General features: G+C 58.7%; 16 protein-coding genes. 10 read left to right on the top strand and 6 right to left on the bottom strand.

The features are described 5' to 3' along the window. Nucleotides 1–8: 8 nt before the first annotated feature. Together ACUW6V_RS02620 and manX are read right to left on the bottom strand one after the other, a co-directional pair. Nucleotides 9–809, bottom strand: a complete 801-nt coding sequence (locus ACUW6V_RS02620; RefSeq protein WP_004386694.1) for a PTS mannose/fructose/sorbose transporter subunit IIC — start codon at nt 807–809, stop codon at nt 9–11. Nucleotides 810–873: 64 nt separating this feature from the next. Further along, nucleotides 874–1836: a PTS mannose transporter subunit IIAB gene (gene manX / locus ACUW6V_RS02615; RefSeq protein ID WP_097649406.1), complete on the bottom strand. Its 963-nt coding sequence runs from the start codon at nt 1834–1836 to the stop codon at nt 874–876. A 462-nt stretch (nt 1837–2298) separates the two neighbouring features. Between manX and yoaE the strand changes: the two genes are divergently transcribed. After that, on the top strand, nt 2299–3858 hold the full coding sequence (gene yoaE / locus ACUW6V_RS02610; protein ID WP_454037965.1) for a CNNM family cation transport protein YoaE: 1560 nt from the start codon (nt 2299–2301) through the stop codon (nt 3856–3858). Between the two features lie 3 nt (nt 3859–3861). Here yoaE and ACUW6V_RS02605 read toward each other — a convergent pair whose 3' ends face one another. The 4 genes from ACUW6V_RS02605 to pabB all read right to left on the bottom strand — a co-directional run bounded on the left by ACUW6V_RS02605 (nt 3862) and on the right by pabB (nt 9073). After that, nucleotides 3862–5460 carry an EAL domain-containing protein gene (locus tag ACUW6V_RS02605; protein WP_454037964.1) on the bottom strand — a complete coding sequence of 533 codons (1599 nt, stop codon included), beginning with the start codon at nt 5458–5460 and terminating at the stop codon, nt 3862–3864. 131 nt (nt 5461–5591) lie between these two features. After that, the gene (gene sdaA / locus ACUW6V_RS02600; protein ID WP_004387270.1) at nt 5592–6956 is read right to left on the bottom strand and encodes an L-serine ammonia-lyase; all 1365 of its coding nucleotides are present in this window, start codon (nt 6954–6956) and stop codon (nt 5592–5594) included. A gap of 171 nt (nt 6957–7127) precedes the next feature. Further along, nucleotides 7128–7706: a CoA pyrophosphatase gene (locus ACUW6V_RS02595; RefSeq protein ID WP_007888039.1), complete on the bottom strand. Its 579-nt coding sequence runs from the start codon at nt 7704–7706 to the stop codon at nt 7128–7130. Between the two features lie 2 nt (nt 7707–7708). After that, on the bottom strand, nt 7709–9073 hold the full coding sequence (pabB, locus tag ACUW6V_RS02590) for an aminodeoxychorismate synthase component 1 (protein ID WP_454037963.1): 1365 nt from the start codon (nt 9071–9073) through the stop codon (nt 7709–7711). Nucleotides 9074–9163: 90 nt separating this feature from the next. Here pabB and ACUW6V_RS02585 point away from each other — a divergent pair, with 90 nt between their 5' ends. The 9 genes from ACUW6V_RS02585 (at nt 9164) to ACUW6V_RS02545 (ending at nt 17498) form a co-directional block, all read left to right on the top strand. Next, a complete protein-coding gene (locus tag ACUW6V_RS02585; protein ID WP_012124497.1) occupies nt 9164–9346 on the top strand; it encodes a YoaH family protein in 183 nt (60 codons plus the stop codon). Nucleotides 9347–9488: 142 nt separating this feature from the next. Then, nucleotides 9489–10496, top strand: a complete 1008-nt coding sequence (locus ACUW6V_RS02580) for a 3-oxoacyl-[acyl-carrier-protein] synthase III C-terminal domain-containing protein (protein WP_105561598.1) — start codon at nt 9489–9491, stop codon at nt 10494–10496. Further along, nucleotides 10493–11497, top strand: a complete 1005-nt coding sequence (locus tag ACUW6V_RS02575; RefSeq protein ID WP_454037962.1) for an NAD-dependent epimerase/dehydratase family protein — start codon at nt 10493–10495, stop codon at nt 11495–11497. The genes ACUW6V_RS02580 and ACUW6V_RS02575 overlap by 4 nt, the downstream gene beginning before the upstream one ends. Next, nucleotides 11498–12304, top strand: a complete 807-nt coding sequence (locus tag ACUW6V_RS02570; protein WP_454037961.1) for an MBL fold metallo-hydrolase — start codon at nt 11498–11500, stop codon at nt 12302–12304. Further along, a complete protein-coding gene (locus tag ACUW6V_RS02565; RefSeq protein WP_454037960.1) occupies nt 12301–13587 on the top strand; it encodes a F390 synthetase-related protein in 1287 nt (428 codons plus the stop codon). The genes ACUW6V_RS02570 and ACUW6V_RS02565 overlap by 4 nt, the downstream gene beginning before the upstream one ends. After that, nucleotides 13584–14201 (top strand): phosphatase PAP2 family protein, encoded by a 618-nt coding sequence (locus tag ACUW6V_RS02560; protein WP_105561594.1) that lies wholly within the window; start codon nt 13584–13586, stop codon nt 14199–14201. The genes ACUW6V_RS02565 and ACUW6V_RS02560 overlap by 4 nt, the downstream gene beginning before the upstream one ends. After that, the gene (locus tag ACUW6V_RS02555; RefSeq protein WP_454037959.1) at nt 14194–15315 is read left to right on the top strand and encodes a sterol desaturase family protein; all 1122 of its coding nucleotides are present in this window, start codon (nt 14194–14196) and stop codon (nt 15313–15315) included. Before ACUW6V_RS02560 ends, ACUW6V_RS02555 begins: the two co-directional genes overlap by 8 nt. Next, entirely contained in the window at nt 15308–16399 is a 1092-nt protein-coding gene (locus ACUW6V_RS02550) for a fatty acid desaturase family protein (protein WP_454037958.1), read from the top strand. The genes ACUW6V_RS02555 and ACUW6V_RS02550 overlap by 8 nt, the downstream gene beginning before the upstream one ends. After that, nucleotides 16389–17498: an acyl-CoA desaturase gene (locus ACUW6V_RS02545; protein WP_454037957.1), complete on the top strand. Its 1110-nt coding sequence runs from the start codon at nt 16389–16391 to the stop codon at nt 17496–17498. Before ACUW6V_RS02550 ends, ACUW6V_RS02545 begins: the two co-directional genes overlap by 11 nt. Nucleotides 17499–17502: the final 4 nt, after the last annotated feature.

Below are 17502 nucleotides of genomic sequence, written 5' to 3'. Positions count from 1 at the left end.
CTCACCTGTTAATCCAGTTCGTTATCAAGATCGTTCGCGCCAGCAGTTTGCGCGGGTGCCGCTGCGGAGCGGTTATATTTCGGGCTCAGCTGGATATAGAGCACCGCCATAACAGCCCCGATAACGCCCAGCGCCACGAGGTTGAAGTTGGTGAACGCGGCGGTAACGAAACCGAGGTAGAAGAACGGCATCAGGTAGCCCGCGCGCATCATGTTGATGACCATCGCGTAACCGACCACCACAATCATGCCGCCCGCGATGTTAAGGCCGCCGGTCACGACTTCCGGGATAGCGCTAAGCATACTCTGCACTTCGCTGGTGCCGACGGAAATCGCCACGATGACGGCCGGAATAGCGATACGCATTGCCTGTAAGAACAACGACGAGACGTGGATCCAGGATAGCGCGGTGAGGTTGCCGTTTTGCGCCGCCTTATCCGCCGCGTGCTGGAAGCCGACGGTAATAGTACGCACGATAATGGTCAGTACCTGGCCTGCCGCAGCCAGCGGGATAGCCAGCGCAATACCGGCGCCAATGCTCTGGTGCCCGGCGATAACCAGAATGGTTGAGATAATCGACGCCAGCGCGGCGTCAGGCGCCACGGCGGCACCGATGTTCATCCAGCCGAGCGCTATCATTTCCAGCGTACCGCCGATGATAATACCGGTTTTCATATCCCCCAGTACGGCCCCGACCAGGGTACAGGCTACCAGCGGGCGGTGGAACTGAAATTCATCGAGCACCGATTCCATACCCGCGATACAGGCGACGATGAACACCAGCACAATCTGAAGAGTGGTAATCTCCATTGTACTTCTCCTGTGATATCAAACTTACGTGTAAAAACTGAGTAATCGTTAAGCTGCAATGCCGTTATTTCGTGGCTTTGCTGATTAAATCCATCATTTTTAAACGGGGATCGTTTGAGACTTTACGCACTTCCAGCTCAATACCGCGCGCGTTAAGTTTCTTAAAGGCCTCAATATCTTTCTCATCGACAGACACCGCGTTGTTCACCTGGGTTTTGCCCTGGCGATAGGCCATCCCACCAATATTGACAGAGGTGATTTTGACGCCGCCTTCCACGATGCGCTCAACATCGGTTGGGTTGGTAAACAGCAGCATCACACGTTCGCCCGCATATTTCGGGTTGTTGTAAACGCGGATCATTTTGGCGACATCCACCACATGCGCGGTGACGCCAGGCGGAGCCACCTGAGTGAGCAGCGTTTTGCGCACGTTGTCGGCGGCGACTTCATCGCTCACCACGATAATGCGCGAAACGTTGGTCTCTTTGGTCCAGCGGGTGGCGACCTGGCCGTGGATCAGACGGTCGTCGATACGGGCAAGGCCGATGACCATATAGTCGTTCGGGCCCATGGGTTTAACAGGCGCCGCCGCTTTCGGGGCAGGTGCGGCGGGAGCCGCTTTTTCGGCGGGTTTGGCTTTCAGGGCTTTTACGCCTTCGCGGCCCGTTTCAACGGCAATCGCGACCAGCTCATCGAAAGCAGGATCGTCATCGCGCGCCATTAAGGTTTCGACAAGCATCGGGATGTTCACCCCGGCGACGACTTCATAGTGGGGCTTATCCACGACAATGCGGCTCGCCGCGTTGAACGGACTGCCGCCCCAGGTATCAACCAGAAAGACAACGCCTTTGCTGGTGTCCAGTTTTTCGAGCTGTGCGTTATATTTTTCGATCAAGGTTTCCGCATTTTCGCCGGGAACGAAATCGATCCAACCGACATTCTCCTGCTCACCCAACAGCATTTCCGCTGTTTTGAGCAGTTGTTCGGCCGCCCAGCCATGCGTGCCTATGACAATAGCAATGGTCACTTGCTACCTCCGTGGTTATTGTCAATGCCCTTACAGGCACCGCTAACAGTGATTCGCTTATCGAATCGATTCAGATAAGGATTTGTAAGCTTTCAGAACCTAAGCACGATTTATTTTAGGAGGCGAAAAAATAATGTATGTGATGAGCGTCAGTAATTTTGCCTTCAAAACAAGGCATTCGGTGTATGCGCAAAATATGCGCGTTTTTTATGTCACATCGATTGCAAATTCTGGTAAATCTTTGCCAAAGCCTGATACGCTTTGTTAATGTAGATTTCCGATTAACTAACAGGAGTAGCGGGCAGCAGCCCACCGTATGGACCGTCACCGACGTCTTTTCTTTACCAGGCTTTCATCAGCCGTCATCTCACAAGGCTTTCGCCTTAACTCTCTGATAAATCATGTCAAAGCGCCCGACATCGTTGGGGTGCCGTTTAGTCATTCCTTGCGCAGGAGCCTGTTATGGAATTCTTAATGGACCCCTCGATTTGGGTGGGCTTAGCAACGCTTGTGGTGCTGGAGATTGTTCTTGGCATCGACAACCTGGTGTTTATCGCCATCCTCGCGGACAAACTGCCGCCGAAGCAGCGCGATAAAGCGCGTCTGATTGGTTTATCCCTGGCGCTGGTAATGCGTCTGGGGCTGTTGTCGTTGATCTCGTGGATGGTGACGCTCACCCGTCCGCTTTTCAGCGTGTGGGAGTTAAGTTTCTCCGGCCGCGATCTGATCATGCTGTTTGGTGGTCTGTTCCTGCTGTTCAAGGCCACGACAGAACTCCATGAGCGGCTGGAAAACCGCCAGCACAATGACAGTCATGGCAAAGGCTACGCCAGCTTCTGGGTCGTGGTGGCGCAGATTGTGGTGCTGGATGCCGTCTTCTCGCTGGATGCCGTGATCACGGCGGTAGGCATGGTGAACCATCTGCCAGTGATGATGGCCGCGGTGGTGATTGCCATGGGCGTGATGCTCCTCGCCTCGAAGCCGCTGACCAACTTCGTTAACGCGCATCCGACGGTTGTGGTGCTCTGTCTGAGCTTCCTGCTGATGATCGGCCTGAGTCTGGTGGCGGAAGGCTTCGGTTTCCATATTCCGAAAGGCTACCTCTACGCGGCGATTGGCTTCTCTATCATCATTGAGTTCTTCAACCAGGTGGCGCGCCGCAACTTCCTGAAGCACCAGTCGAATCTGCCGCTGCGTGCGCGCACGGCGGAGGCGATTCTGCGTCTGATGGGCAACCGTCGTCGCCCGGCCCCGGTCAGCGAAACCGAGCATCACACCGTGGTGCCGGTGCATGACGAGGCGTTTGCCGAAGAAGAGCGGTACATGATTAACGGCGTGCTGACGCTGGCGTCCCGCTCGCTTCGCAGCATCATGACGCCGCGTGGCGAGATAAGCTGGGTGGATGCCAACCGCAGCGTGGATGAAATTCGCGAGCAGTTATTGTCGTCGCCGCACAGCCTGTTTCCGGTGTGTCGCGGTGAGCTTGATGAAATCATCGGCGTGGTGCGCGCGAAGGAACTGCTGATGGCGCTGGAAGAGGGCGTTGACGTCGCGGCTATCGCCTCGGCGACGCCGGTGATTGTGGTGCCAGAAACGCTGGATCCTATCAACCTGCTCGGCGTGCTGCGCCGTGCTCGCGGCAGCTTTGTTATCGTCAATAACGAGTTTGGCGTGGTGCAGGGGCTGGTCACGCCGCTGGACGTGCTGGAGGCGATTGCCGGAGAATTCCCGGACGCCGACGAAACGCCGGAAATCGTTCACGACGGCGACGGCTGGCTGGTGAAAGGCTCGACCGATCTCCACGCGCTGCAACAGACGCTGGACCTTCCGTCGCTCGTCAATGACGAAGAGGACATCGCGACGGTCGCCGGGCTGGTCATCGCCATTAACGGGCAGATCCCGCGCGTGGGCGACGAGCTGGCGGTGCCGCCGCTGCGTATCACGATTGTTGAGGCGAACGCCTACCGTGTCGATCTCGTGCGCGTGGTGAAAGACACGCCAGCGCACGACGAAGAAGAGTAACGGTCAGACCATCGGCGCCGGATGTTGACGGCGCCAGAACGGCGTACCCGGATGGGTGCGCCGTTGTTCCAGCCACTGCGGTAACGCGCTGAGCGGCATCGGATGTGCGAACAAATATCCCTGCAACACCGGTACGCCGAGGCGGTATAAATACGCGGCCTGTTCTTCGGTTTCCACGCCTTCCGCCACCAGTTCAATTTTCAGCCTTCTCGCCATCGCGATAATAATGTCCGTTACGGTCGAATTAACCGCGTCGGTACCGATAGCGGCGGTGAAGCGTTTGTCCATTTTCAGCACGTCCGGGCTGAGTGTTTCGAGATAAGAGAGCGAGCTCTGGCCCGTGCCAAAATCATCAATCGCCAGCCTGACGCCGAGTTTGCGCAAATCATGCGCCACGCGGTAATCCACCTCCGGCAGCGCATCGCGCTCCGTGAGCTCCAGAAAGAGCGTCTGTACTGGGATATGCGGATACCAGTAGCGCTTCAGATCGTCAATAATGACGCCGTCATGAAAGTGGCTGGCGGCAATATTCACCCCGATATGAAAATCCGCAGATGCCGGAAAATAGTGGCGCTGCGCGATAGTTTTTATCAGCACATAGCGCGTCAGCGCGTTAATCATCCTGAGCTGTTCGGCAAGCGGAATAAACACGTCCGGTGCAATGGGCCCAAGGCGTGGATTGTTCCAGCGCAGCAGCAGTTCCACGCCCGTACACTCGCCGGTTTTGCCGCTTACCAGCGGCTGGCAGTAAACCTCAAACTCATTGTTGGCGATGCCGAGATTAATTTCCCAGGAGAAGCTCATACGTCTGGCGGTCGCAAGCCAGGCGATATAGCCGATCAGCAGGCTCAGTAGCACCGCGAGCGGTAACTGCACGGGGATATTTTTCAGCGCCAGTGCGTTTGCCGAAGGGCCAAGCAGTGTCACTGAGAACGGGTACTGACTGGACGTTTGCTGGTATTGCGTCAGCCCGTCGAGGGCAGGCGGCATTGCCGTCAGACCGCGCCCGTACTCCAGATGCGCGCCTGCGACATCAAATAGCACATGCTCAATGACGGGCGGATCCGGTGCCAGCAGAAGGCTGGCGATAAATTCAATATTAACCGACTGCAAGACGCCAGACTGGCCGTTGTCGATGGAGGGCGTCCAAAGCAAAAGTATTGGACTTCCCTTAATCAACGAGCTGTCACGAGAGAGCCGCATCAGGGGTTTTGCCGCAGGTAAATGGGGTTGCAACTGATGCACCGGCACGTTGCGTTCGCCAAAAATGCTGGAGCAATAGAGCGTGCCGTCGCTCACCAGCGCAATGGTCCGCACCGTCTGGAGGCTGGCGGCCATTTCGCGCAACTGGCGATGCACCTGCTGACACGGCATGCCGATGAGCGGCAACAGCGCGGTGCGTGCGGCATCCAGCGGCACCAGCAACTCTTCCAGGGTTTCCACCGCATGGGCGGCGTAGCGCGTGGTTTCGTGCTGGTACTGTTTACGATCGGACAGATAGCGTATTCCCAGCGTGACGATTAACGCCAGCAGGGCGAGGGCAATACAGAGAATCAGCCGCCGACGGCGGTAAGCCCGGATAATACGCTGCGCTTTTTGCATAGGCTCTATCTCTCAGACTCATCTGAGTTATTAAGACGGAATGTTAAGAGTGTAGTGGGCGTTGACGCGACGGGAGGAATAAAAGGCGAGCGGGGATAAAAAAAGCGCCGCGGATGCGGCGCTTTTGGGCATTAATCGCACTGAACCTTGATGGCCAGGCCGCCACGTGACGTTTCACGGTATTTGGCGTTCATATCTTTGCCGGTTTCATACATCGTCTCGATGACTTTATCGAGCGAGACGCGCGGCTCGCTGGTCCGGCGCATCGCCATACGCGCGGCGTTAATCGCCTTCACGGAGGCAATCGCGTTACGCTCGATGCACGGCACCTGTACCTGACCCGCGACCGGATCGCAGGTCAGGCCAAGGTTATGCTCCATACCGATTTCGGCTGCCACGCAGACCTGTTCCGGGCTCGCGCCCAGCAGCTCTGCAAGCCCTGCCGCCGCCATGGAGCAAGCGACGCCCACTTCGCCCTGGCAACCCACTTCGGCACCAGAGATTGAGGCGTTCATTTTATACAGCGCGCCGATAGCGCCCGCGGCAAGGAAGTAGCGGATGTAGATATCCGGACTGACCGATTCAATAAAGTGATCATAGTAGGCCAGAACTGCCGGTACGATGCCGCATGCGCCGTTAGTCGGCGCGGTGACAACACGGCCGCCCGCCGCGTTCTCTTCGTTGACGGCGAGCGCAAACATATTCACCCAGTCGACCACGATCATCGGATCGTTGGAGAGTTTATCGCTGGAAACCAGCATACGGCGCAGCGCAGAGGCGCGACGCGGCACGCGCAGCGGGCCAGGGAGCACGCCTTCGGTATTCATACCACGATCGATACAGGCGCGCATGGTCTGCCAGACGTCTGCAAAATAGTCTTCAATCTCTTTTTTGCTGTGCAGCGCCAGTTCGTTTTTCATCACCAGGCCGGAGAGCGACAGGCCGGTTTCTTTGCAATGCGCCAGCAGATCTTTAGCAGAGTGGAACGGATACGGCACGCTCACTTCGTTGCTGGCGGTTTTGCCGAAATGCTCTTCATCGACGATAAAGCCGCCGCCGATGGAGTAATAAGTTTTGCTGTAGATCTCTTTCTCGCCGCTGTAAGCGTGGATGGTCATGCCGTTTTCATGCAGCGGCAGGTTATCGCTCTGAAAACGCATCCCGTTATCTTTCGGGAAATCCACTTCGTGAGCGCCCTGCGCGAGCAGCAGGCGACCGCGGGTTTCAACATCACGGATAAATGCAGGTATGGCGTCGATATCCACCGTGGCGGGCTCATTACCTGCCAGACCCATAATAATGGCGATATCGGTATGGTGGCCTTTGCCGGTCAATGAGAGCGATCCGTAGACGTCCACCGCGACGCGGGTCACGTCCTGCAATAATCCTTTTTCGACCAGGTCATCGACGAACTGCTTCCCGGCCTTCATCGGACCTACGGTATGGGAAGAGGAGGGGCCAATGCCCACCTTAAACATGTCGAATATACTAATCACGTGGTAACTCCTGACAGAGTCATTTGCCCTGCAAATGACGGTGTGAAAACAGCGCATAGTGTAAAAGGTTATTGTGCTGCGCAGTTAACTATTCACATGAATTAAACTAATGAATAAGGCGAGGCCGCCTAATAAAGTGCTGCGGATCGCACTTTTCACCCACAATAATAGTCAGGGTTTCTCGCCGATTTGTAGCGCCAGCTCACGAATAATGCCTGCGGTCATGCCCCAGACAAAATAGTGCTGATACCAGGAGAGCCAGACGCGGTGATGATTGCCGCGCCGGTGGATGTCGAGCGGGTGATAGCGTCCGAGTCGTAGCGCTTCGGCAAGCGGCATCTCAAAGACCGCCGCCACTTCATCTTCACTGGCGTGATACGGCAGATCTGGCGGGATAATGCCCACCACGGGCGTCACCTGAAAACCGGTCACGCTGTCGACCGGCGGCAGTACGCCGATAACTTCCACCGCCTCGGGCGGGATAGCCACTTCTTCCTGCGCTTCGCGCAGCGCCGCCGCGATTAGCGAGGCGTCGGTGTCATCCACCGCACCGCCGGGGAAGGCTACCTGGCCCGCGTGTTTGCGAAGGGTGGCGGCGCGCTTCGTTAACAGCAGGCCCGGCTCCGGGCGGCGCACCACCGGCACCAGCACGGCGGCCTGGCGCTGATTCAGGCTGGATCTGCTCATCTGCGGGCGCAGGAGCTGGAAACGCGATAAAAACCGGTCGAGCGTCAGCGGGCTATTCTCCATCGTCACCTCTCTAATGCGTGCAGGATACGGTTAACTTTATCAAAAGTTTCCTGATATTCCGCCGCTTCTTCGCTGTCAGCCACGATGCCGCCGCCCGCTGAGCAGTAAAGCGCGCCGTTTTCCGCCGTCAGCGTGCGGATGGTAATGCTGGTGTCCATCGCGCCGCAGAAGCTGAGATAACCAATGCTCCCGCACCAGGCGTTGCGCCGCTGCGGCTCCAGCTCTTCGATAATTTCCATCGCCCGCACTTTGGGCGCACCGGTGATAGAGCCGCCAGGGAAACTCGCGCGCAGCAGATCGGTGGCGTGAAGCGATGGCGGCAGCGTCGCGGTAATGGTGCTGACGAGATGATGCACCGCCGGAAACGGCTCAACGACAAACAGCTCCGGCACTTTGACGCTGCCGGGTGTCGCCACGCGGCCAATGTCGTTACGCAGCAGATCGACAATCATCAGGTTTTCGGCGCGATCTTTGGGTGATTGCGCGAGCCGTAAAGCCTGGCGCGCATCTTCCTCAGGATCGGACAAACGCGGCAGCGTGCCTTTAATGGGGCGCGTCTCGATGGCGCTGTCGTGCAGACGGATAAACCGCTCCGGCGACAGGCTTAAAATCGCCTGTTCCGGCAGGCGCAGAAAAGCGCTGAACGGCGCGCGGTTAGCGGCATTCAGCGTTAAAAATGCCTGCCATTCGCTGCCTTCATAGTGCGCGCGAAACCGTTGCGCCAGATTGACCTGATAGCAGTCGCCGCTTCGCAAATACGCCTGCACCTGGCGGAATTTCTCGCCATATTCTTCGCGCGTCATGTTTGAGCGCCACGGCGTGGTTAAGCGAAACGGCTCGGTTTCTGTGGGCTGCTGTGCGTCAAGCCAGACGAGACGCGCGTTCGCATCACCGTAGCAGAGCAGCGTCAGGCGCTCGCGATGGTGATCGGCTATCAGCGCCCAGTCATAGATGCCGACCGCCATATCCGGCGTGTTGAGATCGGCGCTGGCCTGTGAGGGCAGCCGCTCGAAGCGCCGCCCGAGATCGTAGCCAAACAGCCCGAGCGCGCCGCCCTGGAAGGGAAAATCCTCATCTGGTGCGGGTGAAAATGCAAAACGCGCCAGCGCCGCATGCAGCAGACGCAGCGGATCGTCGTCGCTCTGCTGGCAACCCTCTGCGTCTTGCGTCATAGTGAGCGCCCCCCGCGTGGTCAGCGTGACGCGCGGGTCGGCCACCAGAATGTCGAAGCGGTTGTGGGCGTGCTCGGCAAAACCCGAGTGCAGCAGCATCGCCCACGGCTGATGTTGTAGCGCAGAAAAGGTCTGTTGCAGCGCATCGGCGCGCCAGGGCAGGGAGATCAGTTCAGGAGTCAGGTTCGTATTCATCAGGACGACAATTAACAACGGCGCAGGGCGTCTGGCGCCCGCACGCACGGCGTGGAATAATTGAACGCATCAATGTAACAGGAGTCAGCGATGTTTGCAGGTTTACCTTCTCTCACCCATGAACAGCAGCAGCAAGCGGTTGAACGTATTCAGGAGCTGATGTCGCAGGGCATGAGCAGCGGCGAAGCCATCGCACAGGTGGCGCAGGAGATCCGCGCCACCCATCAGGGCGATCGCATCGTCGCGCGTTTTGAAGACGACGAAGAGGAATAAACGCACCACACCAGGAAAAGGTAGCGACAATTTTTTTGTCCCTGCTGACGTGTTATCGTGCGCAGCACGCATAATAACGTCAGATATCATCATACTTTGCGTCCCTGTCCGGCAGGGACGTTAAGCTTAGGGACAGAGCTTTATGGCCTTTACACCTCACACCCCACCTGCTTCACGGCTGAAACTCATCGCGACCGGCAAGGCGCTGCCGGAACACCTTATTACGTCCGCCGAACTTGATAGCCGCCTCGGCAAGCGCGAGGGGTATGTGGAGCGCCGCTCAGGCATTCTGCACCGCTACCATGCCGCAAATGATGACAGCCAGGCTGCGCTCGCCGCCGCCGCGCTGCATGACGCCTGCCAGCGTCACGCGATTAACCCCGACTCCATCGATCTGCTGATCTCCGCCTCGGCCATTGCCGTTCAGGCGCTGCCCTGTTCAGCGGTACACGTGATGAAAGCCGCAGGCTTACCGGCAGGCATGGCGGGGTTTGACATCAACAGCAGTTGCGTGAGTTTTATCAGTGCCATGCAGGTGGCGTCGGCGCTGTTAACGAACGGCGCTTATCGCCGTATCGCGATTGTGTCGGCGGATATCGCCTCGCGCGGGATCGACTGGCAGCATGAAGAGTCGTCGCTTATTTTCGGCGACGGGGCCGCCTGCGCCATTGTCGAGGCGGGTGATGGTCGCTCTGGCATTCTGGCGATGAAAGCGGAAACTTACCCGCAGGGCAGTGAGCTGTGCGAGATCCGCGCCGGCGGCACGCGTAAAAACCCCCGCGCCGGGATGGAGGAGAGCGACTTTCTGTTCCATATGCAGGGCAAAGCGCTGTTCCGCCAGGCCTCGCTGCTGATCGATGGCTTCTGGCAGCGGCTGCTTGACGCCGCCGGACTAACGCTTGATGACATCGCCACCGTGGTGCCGCACCAGGCGAGCCATTTGTCGCTCGAGCATATGCGCAAACGCCTGAAAGTGAAGCCGCAGGGGCTGGTGGATATTTACCGCCAGCACGGCAACCAGGTGGCGGCGTCGATTCCCACCGCGCTCCACGAGGCGTTTACCACCGGGCGCGTAAAAACGGGCGAGCCGATAATGCTGGTCGGCACGGCTGCGGGATTAACGCTCGCCGGTATGGTGCTGCTGCCATGAAGTACCTGGTGACGGGCGCCACCAGCGGGCTTGGGCGCAACGCGGTTGAGGCGTTGCTCGCGCAGGGCTGTGACGTGCGCGCGACCGGGCGTGACGAAAACGCGGGCGCTGAGCTTACCGAGCTCGGCGCGCAATTCGTACCGCTGGAGCTTGCGCAGGCCGATGACGCCCGCTGCGATGCATTGATACAGGGCTGTGATGTGGTCTGGCACTGCGCGGCCAAATCGTCGCCGTGGGGCAGCGCGCAGGCGTTTCACGCGGTGAATGTCGCCGCCACCGAACGGCTTGCCCACGCTGCCGCGCATGCAGGCGTCACGCGTTTCATTCATATCTCCACGCCCGCTATCTATTTCGATTTCCGCCATCACCACAATGTGGATGAGCACTACCGGGCTGCCCGTTTCGCCTGCCATTACGCCAGCAGTAAATATGCGGCGGAGCAGGTCATTCAGGCGGCGGCAAGGCAATTTACGCACGTCACGTTTATTATTCTGCGCCCGCGCGGGCTGTTCGGCGCGCACGATCGCGTGATAATCCCGCGCCTGCTGCGCCAGCTTGAGGCCGACCGCGGCGTGCTGCGTCTGCCGCGCGGCGGCGAGGCGCTGCTCGATTTAACCTGGGTTGGCAATGTGGTGCATGCGATGCGTCTTGCCACCGACACGCCGGGGCTCATCTCCGGTGAAACATTCAATATTACCAATCATGAACCGCAGCGGCTGGTGGAGATGCTGGGCAGCCTGCTCGGCGATGAGCTGCAGATCCGGTATCGGGTGGCGTCGGTGCCCTGGCCGCTGCTCTCGCTCGTGGCGCAGGGTATGGAAATCCACGGGCATCTCACCGGCACGGAACCGCGCCTGACGCGCTACAGCGCGGGCACCGTCAGTTTCGATATGACGTTAAGCCAGCAGAAGGCAATAACCCGGCTCGGCTATCGCCCGCCGGTGTCGCTTGCGCAAGGCGTGCGGCTTACCGGCGCCTGGCTGCGTGAAAGGAGAGGCTGAATGGCCACGATTACGACGTTTGAAATCGGCTACTGCACCCATTTAGGCTGCATCGCGCTGAAGGGCGCGGCATGGAAAACCTGTAAATTTCCGGCCCGCGCGAGCCTTATCGAAGCAGCCGGCAAACGCTGGCTGTGGGATACCGGCTACGCCTCGTGGTTTGACGACTACACCCGCCGCGGGATCTATCAAATTTATCGCCGCGTAACGCCGGTTTACTTTTCCCCGGAACAGTCGCTGGTGCGCCAGCTTGCGGCGAATGGTTATGGCCCCGGTGACATCAACGCGCTGATCCTCTCGCACTTTCACGCCGACCATATCGCCGGGCTGCGTGACTTCGCGGATAACCGCTTTATCTGCTCTGGCGAAGGCTGGGCGCAGACCCGCACGCTGCGTGGGTTTGCCGCGCTGCGTCAGGCGTTCGTGCCAGGGCTCATCCCGGAAAAGTTTGAAAGCGCGGTCAGATTTATCGAGAGCTTTGAGCGCGTGGCGCTGCCCGCCGCACTCGCGCCGTTTGATACCGGCTTCCTGCTGCCAGGCAGCAACGGCGAGGTGTTGCTGGTGCCGCTGCCGGGCCACGCCGCCGGGCATATCGGCGCGTTTGTGCTGACGGATAACGGTTGGGTGCTGCTCGCCGCCGACGCCGCCTGGTCGCCGGTCAGCTACCGTGAACAGCGCGGCCCGTCGCGGCTCGCGAATCTGGTGATTGCCGATCCGGCGGCCGCCACGCGCACGCTCGATTTACTGCATCGGCTCTGGCGCGATGGCGGCGCGGAGATCCGTCTCGCGCACGAGGGCGATTTGTGAATAAGCTCGCCATGCTCTGGCACTATTTCCGTGTGAAGCGTCTGCGTTTTCAAAATCGCGCGGCGCTTGAGCGCTACCAGCAAAAACAGCTTGGGCGGTTTGCCGCGCGCGTGCTGTCGAAAAGCCCGTGGTTCAGGCGCTACCGTACGCTGCCGTTTGGCGAATGGCCGCTAATGGACAAAGCGCTGATGATGGCGCATTTCGATGAGATGAACACCGGCGGCCTGAAAGCGGCAGACGTGATGGCGTGCGCGCTCAAAAGTGAAAACGACCGCAATTTTACGCCGACGGTTGGGCGCTACAGCGTGGGGCTGTCGAGCGGCACATCCGGGCGGCGCGGGATTTTCACGGTCAGCCCGCAGGAACAGGCGCTGTGGGCAGGCGCCATGCTCGCAAAAATGCTGCCAGACGGCCTCTTTGCAGGCGAGCGGGTGGCACTCTTTTTGCGCGCCGACAATAACCTCTACCAGAGCGTCAACAGCCGCTGGCTGAGCCTCGGTTTTTACGATCTCTTTGAGCCCTTCGACGCCCTGCTTACACGGCTTGAAGCCGAATCGCCATCGATTATCGTTGCACCTGCGCAGGTACTGCGCGCGCTCGCGCTGGCAGTCCAGGCAGGCGCTCTGAAGATTGCGCCAAAGAAAGTCATTTCCGTGGCAGAAGTGCTCGACGCGCAGGACAGCGCGCTGCTGAAAAGTATTTTTCCTGACGTCGGCGAAGTGTATCAGGCGACCGAAGGCTTTCTCGCCGCCACCTGTTCGCATGGCGTGCTGCACCTGAACGAAGCATTTATCCATGTTGAAAAGGAGTGGCTGGATGCGCGTCGTTTTGTTCCGGTCATCACCGATTTTACCCGTACCACGCAGCCCATCGTGCGTTACCGGCTGGACGATGTGCTGGCGGTGCGCGATACGCCATGCGCCTGTGGCGATCCGTCGCTGGCGCTGGCGCATATCGAAGGGCGGCAGGACGATCAACTCCTGTTGCCGGACGGGCAGGGCGGCGAGCGGGTCATCTTTGGCGATCTCTGCAACCGCGCGCTGGCGCGCGTTCTGCCCTTCACGGCGGATTACCGGCTAATTCAGCACGGCGCGGAGCGCCTGACGCTTATCGTCGAGGCCGACGACGCACAGCGCGCGCAGGCGCAGGAAGCGCTAATGGCGCTTTTTGAACAACAGGGCGTGGCGTGCGATGTTCTTCGCTGGACGCTTTTAGCGCAGATCCCGCAAGCGGCCGCCGGGGCCAAGCGGCGGCGTATCGTGCGTGTAAGGGAGCGCGCATGAACGAAACGGCTTATCGCCTGAAATCTCTGCTGCTGGGGTGGGGAAGCGTTGGCATAGTCTATTCCACGACCGATCTGCTTCAGCGCGCCGGGCACAAACTACCGCCGTTGTGGTTCGACACGCTGCTGGATTTTACGCCCTCGGCCATCTGGCTCTATATGTCGTTTTTCCTGCTCGTTCCTGCGGGCTACTGGCTGACCCCGAGGGCAGAAGTGAAATGGCTGATGCGCGCCACGCAACTGGCGGCGCTGTTTGCTGGGGCAGTCTATCTGGCGTGGCCGACGACGATGGCTTATCCCGCCGTCACCGGCGAGGGCATCAGCGCTGACGCGCTGCGTATTCTGCTGGCGGTGGATTCGCCGCAGAACTGTTTCCCGTCACTGCATATGGCGCTGACCCTGCTGATGGTCTGGGGCATCAGCAAACGCGGGCAGTGGGGCTATACCCTTGCCGCGGTGCTCTGGGGCGCGGCGATTAGCGTGTCGATTTTGCAGCTGCGACGCCATCTGTTTGTCGATTTGGTCGGCGGCGTCGCGCTTACGCTGCTGGCAGGCATGCTGGCGCGAAAAATGTTGTCTTACTGGATGATACAAAAGGAATTGAATCATGAATGAATTAACGTTACCCATCGTAGTGATGCTGGGGCTGGTCTTTGGTGAGGCGCTTCTTTTGAAATGGCGCGCACGTGCGCCGGTGAACTGGCGTGACATAGTGTTTAATGTCAACTCCGGGCAGATGATGCTGTGGCTGTTCCGGGGGCTGGAAGTGCTGTGCTACAGCATCATCTCCCGCAACGTAAACCTTGAGCTTTTTCAGGGAGCACCTGCGGTTGTGGTGTGGGGCTTTGCCTTTATCGCCTGGGATTTTGGGTTTTACTGGCTGCACCGGTTGCATCATGAATGGCCCTTACTCTGGGCCGTTCACAGCGTACACCATCACGGTGAACACTATAATCTCTCGCTCGGCGTGCGCAATTCCTGGTACTCATCGCTGACCTCAATCCCCTTTTTTATGCTGCTGGCCGTGGCGGGTGTGCCGCTGTCAGTGTTTCTTGCGGTCTCTGTGATTCACTACAGTATCCAGTTTTTTAACCACAACGCGTTCACCGGGCGACTCGGCTTTCTGGAGCGGTTGCTGGTCACGCCGTCGCATCATCGGGTTCACCACCTGTGCGAGCGCCGTTTTGCTGACACCAACTACGGCGGTACGTTGATCCTCTGGGATAAACTTTTCGGATCGTTTTGTCATACGCCACCGGCGCGGGATGAACATCAGTATGGTGTAAAAGGCTATCGCGCCTCTGCCAATCCGCTGCGGGAAAGTAACGCGCCTTTTGCCCGCCTGCTTGGCTTTCGCCCTGCGCCGCACACGAAAGGCAGCGTCTGTCCTGCGCCATACATTATCGTTAGCGGTACGCTGCTGCTGTTTATTCCGGTTATCGGTTATATCCAGCGTTATGGCTATGGTTATGACGATATCGGCCGGGAACAAATGACGCTGTTTTTGCTGCTGGTGGCCGCGTCAGTGATGATGGGACTGATGAATGACGGGCATCGTGCAAGCCGCATCGGCTGGGCCGTCGTGACCGGCTTGATGCCGCTGTGTTGTCTGCATCTTTTTGGCTGGCAGGGGCTTATCTGGCAGCTAAGCCTGCCTGCACTGGCGCTGCACGGTCTGATAGTTCTGACCATGCCTGTGATGCAAAAGAGGGCGCTACGCCATGACTAAAGCGCTTATCCCGTTACGCTTCAGCCCGGCAGCCGAAGGGGCGTTTCATCGCGCGCTCCAGCAAGAGGCATATGCTTATCTTCACGATCGTAACGACCACCGTTTTGCTGACCGTCCGGCGCGCATCAAAGCGCTTCTGATCCTGCTGGCAAGCATTGCATGCTATGCGCTGGCTCTGCAGGCCTCTGACGCGGTGTGGTTCATCGCCTGCTATGCGTCATTCGCCGTTTTGATGATGTGGCTGAATATTGATGTTAATCATGACGCCTCACATCTGACATTTACTCGCCGCCGTTTCTGGAACGCGCTCATCAGCCGCGCGGTGACGCTTTCAACCGGTATTGAGCCTGTTTACTGGCGCACGCGACACGTCAGTTATCATCATCGCTACGCGAATATCGAACACTACGATCTGGATACCGAAGAGAACGGGATTTTCCGCCAGACGCCGTTTCAGCGCTGGCGCAGGTGGATGCACTTTCAGCATCTCTACTGGCCGCTGGTGGCAGCGTTATCCCTGAGCTGGATAGGCCTTGTGTTTGACTGGGCCGACAGGCTGGGCCGCACGCCGCTGCATGCGGACCGGCTGCTGCCTGGCGTGAAAGGATGGAGCGCTTTTATCTTTAGTAAAATAGCGCATATCACGCTGATGCTGGGTGTACCGATCATCGCGGGGCATAACGTCTGGATGGTGGCGGGCATTTATCTGCTGACCCAGATGTGTACGTCGCTGCTGGTGGTCTTTTTGCTTCTCGGCACCCACTGGGCCGGAGCCACGTTTTATCAGGCTCCTCAGGACGGGGAGAAGCGAATGGCGCATGGCTGGTATCACCACAACTTCACCACCGCCTGCGACTGGCACACGCCACGGCGCTGGCTGGAGACATTTACCGGCGGGCTGAATTATCACCTGACGCACCATCTGTTCCCAGGCTGGCACCATCGCCACTATCCGGCGCTCGCGCGGATAGTGGCGCGGCTGGCACAGGAACATGGGTTGCCGTATCGCTGCATCAGCTATCGCGAACTCCGTGCCGCGCAGCGGGTATTTTTGGTTCAGATGGGCAACCCGCATGACGCGTAATTTGCCACCGCTGCGAGTGGAACGCCACGATCCCGCGCTGCATAAAGCGTTCCGCACGGCCTGTCAGCACTATCTGACGACGCAGCAGGAGCATCGCTTCGCCGATAAGGGCATGTGGGCGAAACTCGTTTTTCTCGCGCTCTGCTGCGCGGCCTGTTACCTGCTGAGCCTGACGTCATCGCATCTCACCGGTTTTGCGCTCTGGTATTTCGGTTTTATCTTTTTCGCCATGATGCTGGTGGTCAATGTGTTGCATGATGCCAGTCACAATGCATACTGCCGTTCCGGTGCGGCGAACGCCTGGCTTGGCCGGCTGGTGAGCGTTCCTCTGGGGCTTGATGCTGACAACTGGCAAGTACGGCATGTGCAGTTTCATCACCCCTATACCAATATTCAGGGGTACGACCCCGATATCGATGAAAACGGCGTCCTGTGCCAGACGCCGTTCCAGCGCCGCAAGCCTTTTATGCGCGCACAGCATCTTTACTGGCCGCTGGTGGCCGCGCTGACCTTTCCCTGGTATGCGTGGTGGATGGACTGGCGCGACCGGTTGGGCGAAACGCCTTTTACGCGCCATTTACCTCACCCGGGCGCAGGTGGCGCACTCCTGTTTTTACTGCTGAAAGCCGCACACTTTTGGCTGGCGCTGGGGCTTCCGATGCTGCTTTTGGACGAAGCCATCACGTTTCCAGCTGTCCTTGCCGTTTACCTCATCAGCCAGATGCTGGTTTCGGCGCTGTTTGTGTCGCTGCTTATCGGAACGCACTGGGCGAAGGGCCATTTCTATCCTGCGCCGGCCGATAACGTGATGCCGCAGAGCGTCTATCACCATGCGTTTGCGACAACGTTTGACTGGCACATGCGGCCACGCCTGATGGGATACTGGCTCGGCGGTTTAAATCTCCACCTGACGCATCATCTCTTTCCTGACTGGAGCCACCGCCACTTTCCGGCGCTGAGCGCTATCATCGCCCAGGTCGCGAAAACACATGGGTTGTCATACCAGATACTCACGGTGAAAGATCTGCTGCGGCTGCAACGGCGGCATTTACTCAGAATGGGAAGAAAACCCGAAGAAAACGCCACCGGCGAACGGTGACGGC

The sequence above is a fragment of the Cronobacter sp. 153480017-3 genome, assembly GCF_053627815.1.
The sequence above is the reverse complement of the archived record's forward strand: the minus strand, read 5'-3'. Positions and strand labels throughout refer to the sequence as shown.